2 protein-coding genes are annotated in these 1,803 nt (G+C 47.6%); both read left to right on the plus strand.

The window, feature by feature from the left end; translation table 11 throughout:
• Positions 1-780, plus strand: a 780-nt coding sequence (locus tag B3180_RS13905) for a cbb3-type cytochrome c oxidase subunit I (protein ID WP_286845098.1), incomplete at its 5' end; no start/stop codon positions are given.
• 62 nt (positions 781-842) lie between these two features.
• On the plus strand, positions 843-1,803 hold a 961-nt coding region (locus B3180_RS13910; protein WP_286845100.1), incomplete at its 3' end, for a methyl-accepting chemotaxis protein.

The following is a 1,803-nucleotide window of genomic DNA, read 5'->3' on the forward strand; positions in this document are numbered from 1 at the left end:
GTAGAAGGCTTCTTTGAAGTATTTGCCACTGCCTCACTGGCGTTCATTTTCCACAGCATGGGTTTGGTTTCCCGCCGTATGGCAACCGTTGCAGCACTGGCCTCAGCGTCATTGTTTATGCTGGGCGGTGTCCCGGGTACCTTCCACCACTTGTACTTCTCAGGCACAACCACACCGGTTATGGCCGTGGGCGCTACTTTCTCAGCGTTAGAAGTGGTACCGCTAATTGTGCTGGGCTATGAAGCCTGGGAAAACTACAGCCTGCAAAAACGTGCTGACTGGATGCAACGCCTTAAATGGCCACTACTGTGCTTCGTTGCCGTTGCGTTCTGGAACATGTTAGGCGCCGGCGTATTAGGCTTCATGATCAACCCGCCTATCTCGCTGTACTATGTACAAGGTTTGAACACTACGCCTACTCACGCACACGCAGCACTATTCGGTGTGTACGGATTCCTGGCGCTTGGTTTCGTCCTGTTAATTCTTCGCTACATACGACCAACTCTGCAGTTTGATGAAAAACTGATGAAAATGGCCTTCTGGACAATGAACATTGGCTTAGCGCTAATGCTCTTCACCAGCTTGTTACCAGTCGGTTTCATTCAGTTCTACGCCGCTGCCACTGAAGGTTTATGGTACGCACGTAGTGAAGCCTTCATGCAACAGCCTCTGCTTCAGAACCTACGTTGGTTCCGTACCGTCGGCGACATGGTCTTCATCGTGGGTGCACTAGGCATCACCTGGCAAGTCATAAAAGGCTTAAAGCATAAATCTGCTTAACCCTTAATAAACCAGACTTCTGCAACTTTTGCGGAAGTCTGGTTTTTCTTTTTGGAGGTTCCATGCAGTTAATAGAGAAACTGGGATACGTCCGCAGCCATCAATGTTCATCAACTCAGTCTCAGTTACGGCAACGTATTGAACAGCTGGAGGCTGAAAACCAGCAATTATCAGAACAGCTTCAAGCTGCCAACCAGACGGTTTCCGAGCAACAAGCTGAGTTCTCTGACTACCAACAACGTTTAGGCTTTATTGAAAACTTTACTGAGTCACTGGCGGGTTATCAAAACACCTTTTCACAACTCAGCGATTTACTGCAAAAAGAGCGTGAAACCATCTTAACCATTGACGAAAACAATCAGTCAGGTGAGTCGACCATGTCTGCTGTTGTGGGCAATTTGTCATCTATTGTCGACGATATTGAGTCAACTTCCGAAAGTATTGCGGCGTTAAAGGGGCATACCCAGGAAATTGAGCAAACCAGCGGCGATGTTCGTGGTGTCGCAGAGACCACCAACTTACTCAGTTTAAACGCTAATATTGAAGCTGCTCGTGCCGGAGAACATGGTCGTGGATTCACTGTTGTCGCCAACGAAGTTCGTTCATTATCTCAACGCACAACCGAGCTAACCGACAGAATCAATGACAAAGTTGAGCAAATTGTACAAGGCGTTGATTTAAGTCATTCCCGCAGTGTTGAAGCTATTCAGACAACCCGTGACAATATCGATTCAACCAGACGTTACCTTGAGTCACTGGCTGATGAAAACCAGCACATAAAGCGGCTTACCGGCAGCATTTCGAACAGTGCTCTACTGGCTCAGATTGAACTGGCCAATATTGAAGAAATGCAACTGCGCATGGACGTGTATCGCGTGTATTTGGGTACGCTATCCGCCGAAGACTGTAATGTTGTAGATTCTGACGAGTGCGGTATTGGTCGCTGGTATTATTCGGAACTGTTCCGCAGTCGCTTTAAGTCACACTCAAGTTATCAGGCTATAGAAGCACCTCACGATAAAG

The sequence above is a fragment of the Idiomarina sp. UBA4206 genome, from assembly GCF_002383015.1.
GTDB classification, from domain to species: domain Bacteria; phylum Pseudomonadota; class Gammaproteobacteria; order Enterobacterales; family Alteromonadaceae; genus Idiomarina; species Idiomarina abyssalis.